Origin of the sequence: Streptomyces sp., from assembly GCF_036566765.1 — a bacterium.
Classification (GTDB): Bacteria; Actinomycetota; Actinomycetes; order Streptomycetales; family Streptomycetaceae; genus Streptomyces.
The window spans coordinates 1-8,062 of the sequence record NZ_DATCVQ010000031.1; the positions used below are offsets into that span (position 1 = coordinate 1).

The window sequence follows — 8,062 nt, forward strand, 5'->3', positions numbered from 1 at the left end:
GGCGCGCCCATGCGGTCCGCCGCGAAGACTCCGACGGTGGCGGTGGCCCCCAGCGCGGCGGCGATGCGCAGCACCGACCGCCGCCCTGTGGGCATCTGATCCTTTTTCATGACCAATGGCTGCACGGCCGCCGCCCGTCCGGCCCCACCGACACCGGCCGCGCGGCCGAATCCACCCGATGAGCCGACAGGGCCCGGAGCGGGGGGAGCGAGGCTCGCGGGCCGGGGGGCGAGGGCTCGCGGGCCGGGGGGCGAGGGCTCGCGGGCCGGGGGGCGAGGCTCGCGGGCGCTACTTCCCCATCGTCAGGCCGTCCTTCGCCGCGCCGCGGGAGAGCGCGACCTCGCGGATCCGGTCGCGTACGGCGCCGAGCGGGGCGCCGCCCTCGACGGCGGCGTTCAGGTTGACGACCCGGCCGGCCGCCGTGTCGAACCACTGCGGCACGAACTCGGCCCTGCCCACCTCCCAGCGTCCGCCGGGGGCCTTGGGCGGGACGAAGGTGAACCGGGCGAGGGTGCTCTGGTTGCCGCGCGGGTCGTGCGCGCCGGAGTAGTTGATCATGTCGCCGGCGATCTGGTCGCCCATGCCGTACGCGATCCAGGTGCCGTTGACCTTCTCGTACGCCTGCGGGATGTGGGCGTGGGTGCCGATGATCAGGTCGATGTCGGGCCGGCCGCCGGTCTTCGAGGCGGTGAGCGCGCGGCCGAGCGCGAGCTGGCGCTCGTCGGGCGCGGTCTGCCATTCCGTGCCCCAGTGCGGGCTGACCACGACGATGTCGGCGCCCGCCTTCCGGGCGGCCCGGGCGTCCGCGACGATCCTCTTCTCGTCGAGCAGGTTCACCGCCCAGGGCTGCCCCTGGGGCAGCGGGTAGCCGTTGGTGTCGTAGGTGTACGCGAGGTGGACGACGGTGGCGGTGCCGGCCCTCATCAGCGTCGGGCGGGCGGCCTCCCCGGCGGTGCGGGCGGATCCCGCGTGCTTGATGCCCGCCGCGTCGAGGGCGTCGAGGGTGCGGGCGAGTCCGGCGGCGCCGTCGTCCAGGGTGTGGTTGGAGGCGGTGGAGCAGGCGTCGTAGCCGGTCTCCTTGAGGGCGGCGGCGACCTCCGGCGGCGACTTGAAGGCGGGGTAGCCGGTATAGGGGCCGCCCTTCTCGCCGTACACCGTCTCCATGTGGCAGATCGCCAGGTCGGCGCGGGAGACGACGGGCTTGACGCCGGCGAGCATGGGCCGGAAGTCATATCCGCTCCCGCCCGCATCGGCGGACGCCTGGCGGATGATCGAGGCGTGCGGCAGGACGTCGCCGGAAGCGAGGAGGGTGAAGCCTCTCTGGGCCGACGCTCCGCCGCTCGCGGCCGAGGGGGCGGTGGGGCGTTCGGTGTCCTGTCGCTGGGGCGCGCCGGTCTCGGGCGTGCGGTCGGCGCCGGCACAGCCGGTCGCCGCGGCGAGCAGCAGGGCGGCGACGGCGACCGCCCCTGGTCTGGTGCGCTGGGTCATCGTGCGGACTCCGGAGGCTCAAGGATCGCGGTATGACAATCCGATAATCCACATCCGCACGGGAATATATGACAGTCAAGGGACAAGGCCGCAGAACCCGCAAATCACACCGAAACGGACTCAGCGGCTCCGATTGACCGTTCATCGCACCATTCGCCGCTCGGTGCGACCGCTCGTCGCAGACAGCTGTGCGTCGCCTGTCGCTTCCGCTCCGGATGCGCTCGGATACGGCCCGGGATGACGAGCCGCAGAAGTGGGGGTCCCCCCGGCCGGAGGCTGGGTGAGGGAGAGGTGTGAACATGACGACGGCGACGACCGACGAACGGGCCCTGGAGCAGCTGCAGCGCGAGCACGGCCCCGCGCTGCTGAGCTTTCTGCTGAACCTGACGCACGGGGACCAGCAGCGCGCCGAGGACCTGGTGCAGGAGACCCTGGTACGGGCCTGGCTCCACCCCGAGGCCTTCCACGGGCCCTACGAGTCGATGCGCCCCTGGCTCTTCACCGTGGCCCGCCGGCTCGCCATCGACGCCCGCCGCTCCCGGCTCGCCCGGCCCGCCGAGATCGGCGACGGGGCGCTGGCCGCCGCCCCCGACCCCACGGACGTCACCGAGACCGCGGTCGCCGCGCTCGACGTGCGCGCCGCCGTCCGCGGCCTCAGCCCGGAGCACCGCGCAGTGCTCGTACGGATCTATTTCCACGGGCTGACCGTCAAGGAGGCCGCGGACGACCTCGGCATCCCGGCCGGCACCGTGAAGTCCCGCTCGCACTACGCGCTGCGCGCCCTCGGCCGCTGCCTGCCCGGCTACAGCCGGCCGCGCGGCCACGCTCTTTCCAGTGCGACCGCGGCGACCCCACAATGACCCGGTGACGCAGACGCAGACGCTGACACTCGCCGCCGCGGAGAAGGTCCTCGCCGACAACTTCGCCCCCTGGGTACTGGATCTCGGCCTGTCGGTGGTCTCCACCGGCGCGGGCGAGGCGGTGCTCCGGCTCCCCTGGTCCGACCGGCTCGCACGGGAGGGCGGGGGCCTGTCCGGCCAGGCGCTGATGGCGGCCGCGGACACCGCGACGGTCATCGCGGTGGCGTCGGCCCGCGGCGGTTTCGTCCCCATGACGACCGTGCAGCAGTCGATCAGCTTCCAGCGCGCGGTCCTCGGCGCCGACGTCCTGATCCGGGCCCGGCTCACCAAGGACGGCAAGCGGATGGCCTTCGCCGACATCACCATGACGGCGGAGGGGACCGACGAGCCGGCCGCGCACGCGACCGCCGTCTACGCGCTCCTCGGCTGACCCCGAAGCGGCCCCTCCGGCCGGCCCCTCCAGCCGCCCCTCCCACGCCCCGGACGTCCCGCGTGTCAGCGCTGCCCCACCGGTCCCGTACCGGCGGAGAAACGTATCCGAAACCACACACGCGAGTTGAGTAAAGAGCGACCCGCGCGCGTCTCCTTCGGTGGAGGCTCGTCGCTGAGGTCCGCACCGAAAGACGTCCGGGAGAAGGTGGGAGCGTTGCTGCCCGACAGCACCGACGGCCACGGCGGGGGCGACACGGCCGTCCCCATGGCCTGGCTGTGCGCCGAGTACACGGCCGACGAACTGCTGCGCGCGGGCTGCCTGGTGGAGCCCGGCTCGCTGGAGTACCGGGCCGGCAAGCAGGCGCTGGCACTCACCATCCACCTGTGCGCCCCGGCCGGCGGCGGCCCGGCGGCGCGACTCGACGAGTGGCTGACCCGGACCTCGTACGACCACCCCTGGCCGGACTGGGTACGCGAGCGCCTGGCCGAACGCGCCCAGGGCCCCGCGGGCGCGACGGACGCCGACCTGGCGCTGGCCCGCGAGACCTGGCGGCAGCTGGAGGCGACCCAGATCCTCGCCGCCGACCTGGACGGCCTGTCGACACCGCCCGGCCTCGGCCCGTCCGGGATGGACGAGGTCGACGAGTCCGCCCAGACCTGGCTCCCGGCCTGGCAACTCGGCCTGCCGCTCGGCCACTTGGCACTTCACCTGTACTGAGGCGGACGGCACAGTACGGGCGCGGGCCGGACCGGTCCGCTACGGGCGCGGGCCCGGGTGAACGCCGGCGTGGTACTTCGGGAGGCGGACCGTGATCTTCATGCCCGCGCCGACGCCGGTCTCGATGACCAGGCCGTACGCGTCCCCGTACACCTGGCGCAGGCGCTCGTCGACGTTGGACAGGCCGATCCCGGACGACGGGCGCTCCCCGGCGAGGATGGCGCGCAGGGCCTCCGGGTCCATGCCGACGCCGTCGTCCTCGATGGTGACCACGGCCTCGGCGCCCGCGTCGCGGGCCGCGAGGGTGACCCGGCGGACCCCCGGGGAGTCCTCCAGGCCGTGCTTGACCGCGTTCTCCACCAGCGGCTGGAGGCAGAGGAACGGCAGGGTCACCGGCAGCACCTCGGGCGCGATCTGCAGGGTCACCTTGAGCCGGTCGCCGAACCGGGCCCCGGCCAGCGCCAAGTACTGCTCGATCGAGCGCAGTTCGTCGGCGAGCTGGGCGAACTCGCCGTGCCGACGGAACGAGTAGCGGGTGAAGTCGGCGAATTCAAGAAGGAGTTCGCGCGCCCGCTCCGGGTCCGTGCGGACGAACGAGGCGATCGCGGCGAGCGAGTTGAAGATGAAGTGCGGGGAGATCTGGGCGCGCAGCGCGCGGATCTCGGCCTCGATCAGCCGGGTCCTCGACCGGTCCAGCTCGGCGAGTTCGAGCTGGACCGACACCCAGCGGGCGACCTCCGTCGCGGCCCGCACCAGGACCGCCGACTCCCCCGCGCCGTAGGCCACGAGCGCGCCGAGGACGCCCTCCTCGCCGATCAGCGGGGCGATCACGGTCCAGCGCAGCGGGCAGGCGACGTCGGCGCAGCCGGAGGGCGCGCTGTGGCTGCGGCCCGAGTCGAGGACCGCGGCGACCTGCTCCATCACGTGCGCCCGGTGGTGGTCGCCGCCGGGCCCGTCCCAGGCGAGGACGGCGGACCGGTCGGTCAGGCAGAGCGCCTCGGTGCCCAGCAGGGAGCGCAGCCGGCGGGCCGCCTTGCGGGCGGTGTCCTCGGTGAGTCCGGCGCGCAGCGGCGGCGCGGCCAGCGAGGCGGTGTGCAGGGTGTGGAAGGTGGCCCGCTCCACCGGGGTGCCGAGGTCGAGGCCGTCCCGGCCGCCGCGCCGGCCGGCGATCCGCCCGAGCACGAACCCGGCGGCCAGCAGCAGGACTCCGGCGACGGCCAGGGCCGCGTACCCGATCCCGGTCACCGCCCGCTCCTCTCCACTCGGTCCGCCCTGTCCGCCCTGTCCGCCCGCTCCGGCCGGCCTCGATCCAGCAGGTCCTCCGGCAGGTGGAGGCGGGCCAGGATCGCCGGGGTGCTCGGCGGGACGCGGTGCGGGGTCGCGAGCGAGACCAGCACCATCGTGAGGAAGCCGAGCGGGACGGACCACACCGCCGGCCAGGCCATCAGGGTGTGCGGCCAGCCCTCGGGGGCGAGACCGGCCCGGGTGGCCATCACGGCGGTGAGCGCCGACCCGCCGCCCAGGACGAGTCCGGCCATCGCTCCGGGCGGGGTGAGCCGCCGCCACCAGATCCCGAGCACGAGCAACGGGCAGAACGAGGAGGCCGAGACGGCGAAGGCCAGGCCGACGGCGTCCGCGACAGGGACCTTGCTGGCCAGCACGCTCGCGGTCAGCGGCACGGAGGTGGCCAGCAGGGTCGCGAGCCGGAAGTGCCGTACCCCGCGGGACGGCAGCACGTCCTGGGTGATCACTCCGGCGACGGACATGGTCAGTCCCGAGGCGGTGGACAGGAACGCGGCGAACGCCCCGCCCGCGAGCAGCGCGCCGAGCAGATCGCCGACGAGCCCGCCGATCATCCGGTCCGGCAGCACCAGCACCGCCGCGTCGGCGGCACCGGTGAGGGCGAGTTCGGGGGCGTGGATCCGGCCGAGCGCCCCGTACACCGGCGGCAGCAGGTAGAACGCGCCGACGAGGCCGAGCACGACCAGCGTGGTGCGCCGGGCGGCCCGCCCGTGCGGGCTGGTGTAGAAGCGAACGGCCACGTGCGGCAGGCCCATCGTGCCGAGGAAGGTCGCGAGGATCAGTCCGTACGTGGCGTACAGCTGGTGGCCGTCGCGTCCGCCGGCCAGCGGCTGCGACCAGCCGAGGGGGTCGGACCCGGTGGCAGTCCGCTCGGGGACCGGCGCGCCCTGGGGGAAGGCGAGGGTGGTGCCGGACTCGACGCGGTGCGCGCCGGTGTCGAGGGTGGTCAGGCGGTCGTCGTGCGCGACGCCGTCCACGCGCCCGCTGACGGTGAGGGTGAGCGGGGCCTCGATCTCGATCCGCACCGTGTCGGCGAACCGGACGACGGTGTGCTCGCGGAACACCGCCGGCGCGTCGAAGGTGGCGCGGGGGGCGTCGTCGCCGGCCCAGGCGGCGGCCAGGAAGAGCGCGGGGACCAGCAGCGCGGTGAGCTTGAGCCAGTACTGGAAGGCCTGCACGAAGGTGATGCTGCGCATGCCGCCGGCGGCGACGATGCCGGTGACGACGAGGGCGACGACGAGTCCGCCGACCCAGTCGGGCGCGCCGGTGAGGATCTCCAGGGTGAGCCCCGCACCCTGGAGCTGCGGCAGCAGATAGAGCCAGCCGATGCCGACGACGAAGAGGCTGGCGAGCCGGCGGGCCTGCGGCGACTCGAGCCGGGCCTCGGCGAAGTCGGAGAGCGTGTACGCGCCGGAGCGGCGCAGCGGGGCGGCGACCAGGACGAGCAGCACCAGGTACCCGGCCGTGTAGCCGACCGGGTACCAGAGCATGTCCGGGCCCTGCAGGAGGACCAGGCCGGCGATGCCGAGGAAGGAGGCGGCGGAGAGGTACTCGCCGCTGATCGCGGCGGCGTTGAGGCCGGGCTTGACGGTGCGGGAGGCGACGTAGAAGTCGGAGGTGGTGCGGGATATGCGCAGGCCGAGGCCGCCGATGAGGACGGTGGCGAGCACGACGGCGGTGACGGCGGCTATCGCGTAGGTCTGGTTCACGGCCGGGTCCCGGCCTCAGTGCGCGGCGCGGTCACGTCTCGACGAGGCCGGTGAAGTCGCGCTCGTTGCGCTCCGCCCGGCGCACGTACCAGTAGGCCGTCGCCCAGATCACCGGGTACACCCCGACGCCGAGCGTCGCCCAGACGACGGCCTCGGGCGCGGGCAGCGCGAGCAGCAGCGGCAGCGAGCCGACCAGCAGGGCGAGGGCGGCGAGCGCGGTGAGCGCGGCGCGCAGCTGGCTGCGCATCAGCGAGCGGACATAGGTGTGTCCGAGGGTGGTCTGCTCGTTGATCTCCGACCGCGCCGGGGGATGGCCGGGCGGCCGGCGGGCGGCGCGCGGCACTCCGGTGACGGTCACTCGGCGGGGCTGGGGCTCTGACATCGAGCGGAGTCTACGCAGCGGCCCGCGGCGAAGGTAGAGCAGGAACGGGCCCGTTCCCGCCGGTCAGCCGCGGGCGCGGTGCATCAGCAGCTCCCGCAACTGGCGGGCGTGGCGGCGGCTGACGGCGAGCTCGGCGGCGCCGACGCGGACGGTGGTCGCGCCGCCGTCGAGGCGGAGTTCGTCGATCCGGCCGAGGGCGACGAGGTGGCTGCGGTGGATGCGGACGAAGCCGCGCGCGGCCCACCGCTCCTCCAGGGTGGACAGCGGGATGCGGACGAGATGGCTGGCGTCGTCGGTGTGCAGCCGGGCGTAGTCGCCCTGGGCCTCGACGTACGCGATGTCGTCCACGGCCACGAAGCGGGTGACGCCGCCGAGTTCCACGGGAATCTGGTCGGCGGTCACACTGGGCGCCGCGGCGGCGTGGGACTGCTCGGGCACGGCCGCGTCGACCTGCTCGTGCACGCGCCGGACCGCCTCCGCGAGCCGCTCGCCGCGCACCGGCTTGAGGACGTAGTCCACCGCCTCCAGGTCGAAGGCCTGGACCGCGAACCCCTCGTGGGCGGTGACGAAGACGATGAGCGGCGGCCGGGCGAACCCGGCGAGCAGCCGGGCGACGTCGAGCCCGGTCAGCCCGGCCATGTGGATGTCGAGGAAGACGACGTCGATGCCGTCCTCCCCGTCGGCCCCGGCCTCCAGCGCCCGCCCGATCCGCCGCAGCGCCTCGGTGGCGTCGGTGGCCCCCTCCGCCGTGCGCACCCGGGGGTCGGCACGCAGCAGGTAGAGGAGTTCGCCGAGGGCCGGCTCTTCGTCGTCGACGGCCAGTACGCGCAGCATGGTGTCGGAGTGTAGGCGGCGGGCCTCGGGTTGAGCACGGGGGCGGTCGGCTGCGTACTCCTGGGTGTGAGCAGCGTGAGCGGAGTGACGGGATGACCGCGCCGGAGGGGCACCGGGACGTAGCGGCGCACGCACTCGGCGTGCTGGAGCCGCTGGACGCGCTGCGCTGCGCCGAGCATCTGACGGTCTGCCCGGGATGCGCCGGGGAGCACGAGGAGTTCGTCCGGCTGGCGGCGGCGCTGGCGGAGCTGGTGCCGCCGCCGGCGCGGACCGGCCCCCGGCCGGCGGTCCGGCGCGCACGAGAAGACCGTTGCGCGAACCGCCGGCGGCGCTGGGC

9 protein-coding genes are annotated in these 8,062 nt (G+C 74.5%); 4 read left to right on the forward strand and 5 right to left on the reverse strand.

Annotated elements, in window-relative coordinates; all coding sequences use genetic code 11:
- Positions 1 to 288: 288 nt before the first annotated feature.
- Positions 289 to 1,488 (reverse strand): CapA family protein, encoded by a 1,200-nt coding sequence (locus VIU94_RS01540; RefSeq protein ID WP_331906667.1) that lies wholly within the window; start codon positions 1,486 to 1,488, stop codon positions 289 to 291.
- Positions 1,489 to 1,787: 299 nt separating this feature from the next.
- Here VIU94_RS01540 and VIU94_RS01545 point away from each other — a divergent pair, with 299 nt between their 5' ends.
- The 3 genes from VIU94_RS01545 to VIU94_RS01555 all read left to right on the forward strand — a co-directional run bounded on the left by VIU94_RS01545 (position 1,788) and on the right by VIU94_RS01555 (position 3,498).
- On the forward strand, positions 1,788 to 2,348 hold the full coding sequence (locus VIU94_RS01545; RefSeq protein ID WP_331906669.1) for a sigma-70 family RNA polymerase sigma factor: 561 nt from the start codon (positions 1,788 to 1,790) through the stop codon (positions 2,346 to 2,348).
- Positions 2,349 to 2,352: 4 nt separating this feature from the next.
- Positions 2,353 to 2,778: a PaaI family thioesterase gene (locus VIU94_RS01550; RefSeq protein ID WP_331906671.1), complete on the forward strand. Its 426-nt coding sequence runs from the start codon at positions 2,353 to 2,355 to the stop codon at positions 2,776 to 2,778.
- 216 nt (positions 2,779 to 2,994) lie between these two features.
- Positions 2,995 to 3,498: a hypothetical protein gene (locus VIU94_RS01555; protein ID WP_331906673.1), complete on the forward strand. Its 504-nt coding sequence runs from the start codon at positions 2,995 to 2,997 to the stop codon at positions 3,496 to 3,498.
- 39 nt (positions 3,499 to 3,537) lie between these two features.
- Here VIU94_RS01555 and VIU94_RS01560 read toward each other — a convergent pair whose 3' ends face one another.
- From VIU94_RS01560 to VIU94_RS01575, 4 genes are all read right to left on the reverse strand, one after another.
- Entirely contained in the window at positions 3,538 to 4,743 is a 1,206-nt protein-coding gene (locus VIU94_RS01560) for a sensor histidine kinase (protein WP_331906675.1), read from the reverse strand.
- Positions 4,740 to 6,509, reverse strand: coding sequence for a sodium/solute symporter (locus VIU94_RS01565; RefSeq protein ID WP_331906677.1), 1,770 nt, complete (start codon positions 6,507 to 6,509; stop codon positions 4,740 to 4,742). Before VIU94_RS01565 ends, VIU94_RS01560 begins: the two co-directional genes overlap by 4 nt.
- A gap of 31 nt (positions 6,510 to 6,540) precedes the next feature.
- Positions 6,541 to 6,891: a hypothetical protein gene (locus VIU94_RS01570; RefSeq protein ID WP_331906679.1), complete on the reverse strand. Its 351-nt coding sequence runs from the start codon at positions 6,889 to 6,891 to the stop codon at positions 6,541 to 6,543.
- Between the two features lie 63 nt (positions 6,892 to 6,954).
- The gene (locus VIU94_RS01575; protein ID WP_331906681.1) at positions 6,955 to 7,725 is read right to left on the reverse strand and encodes a LytR/AlgR family response regulator transcription factor; all 771 of its coding nucleotides are present in this window, start codon (positions 7,723 to 7,725) and stop codon (positions 6,955 to 6,957) included.
- A gap of 92 nt (positions 7,726 to 7,817) precedes the next feature.
- On the opposite strand from VIU94_RS01575, the gene VIU94_RS01580 reads away from it, so the two are divergent.
- A partial coding sequence (locus VIU94_RS01580) for an anti-sigma factor (protein WP_524540616.1) occupies positions 7,818 to 8,062 on the forward strand: 245 nt, incomplete at its 3' end.